Genomic DNA, 1115 nt, shown 5'->3' on the forward strand with positions numbered 1-1115 from the left:
GGCATACCTCGCGGCCTCCGCGTACGAGGTATGGGTGAAGTCCACGTGGGTGGTCACTGTTGCACCCGCGAATAGCGACGGCGCCGCTCCGAGGCGGTCAACCCACCCCAGACACCGAAACGCTCGTCGTTCGCCAATGCGAATGCCAAGCAGTCGACACGAACGTCGCATCCTGCGCAGACTCGCTTCGCCGGACGGACCGCTTCTCCCGGTTCAGGAAAGAATGCTTCGGGATCAGTGCGTTGGCACACTGCCCGCTCCTGCCAATCGACATTCCCAGCGGTATCGCTTGGGTGAATCTCGGTGATGGTCATCGAAACCACGACTCCTCTACACATCGGCCTCTCGGATTGATGGGCGAACGGTAGCGAGGGACCTGGACTGCTTGAACCGAAGCAGAGGGGCCACCCTGCCTTTTCGAAACTTCACACGGTGGAAGCGAAGCGCAGTTCTACCCGATCAGTGCATTTCTGGGCACTTCTAGCGACTGCACAACCACCGGTAGATTCCTAAGCTCGCCTACAGACATGCGATCCTCTGACGCCGGCAACCCTTGTCCGGCGGCCCAACCAACCGACGGGATACACGTGCCAATTCCAACTTCTTCCACGCCTGGCCCAGTCATGACGCAACTCGCAACAGCGCTGTTCAAAAATGCACACCGCGCCGGCCAAAACTTCACGGATGGAGAGCTCCACAACATCCGCCAAGGTGAAGAAGGAACCACGGAACGGATCTTGCTGGACTTCGCGAAAACCCTTCCCGACCTCCACGTCGGAGCCTTCACCCGCAGAGAGGAATCCCGCTACGGTGCGGACTGGAAATGGTGGATCTCGGACGGCTCGAACAAATGGTTTCACCTCGTCATCCAAGCCAAGAAGCTTCAAACACCCAAAGCGCACGCGGCCGGGAAATACAAGATCAAACACACCGTTCGATCCACTGGCATGCAGCAGATCGACCTACTCGACCTCTACGCCCGAAAGAGCGGAGCGCATAGCCTCTATGCGCTCTACAACCTCGCCGCTCGCGGCGTCCGGTACAGCGACCACACATGCTGCCTCGGCCCCTCCGGCGACCGAATCACTGCTGTCAGCGCAGATGTATTTCTCAAG

General features: G+C 59.3%; 2 protein-coding genes. One reads left to right on the forward strand and one right to left on the reverse strand.

Annotation, left to right across the window (positions count from 1 at the left end; genetic code table 11):
- Positions 1–53 precede the first annotated feature (53 nt).
- The gene (locus ACF1AK_RS36440; protein WP_003945293.1) at positions 54–314 is read right to left on the reverse strand and encodes a WhiB family transcriptional regulator; all 261 of its coding nucleotides are present in this window, start codon (positions 312–314) and stop codon (positions 54–56) included.
- A gap of 309 nt (positions 315–623) precedes the next feature.
- Between ACF1AK_RS36440 and ACF1AK_RS36445 the strand changes: the two genes are divergently transcribed.
- The coding region (locus ACF1AK_RS36445) for a DUF6615 family protein (RefSeq protein WP_391503093.1) at positions 624–1115 on the forward strand (492 nt) is incomplete at its 3' end.

The organism is Kitasatospora sp. NPDC015120, from assembly GCF_043080305.1.
Classification (GTDB): domain Bacteria; phylum Actinomycetota; class Actinomycetes; order Streptomycetales; family Streptomycetaceae; genus Kitasatospora.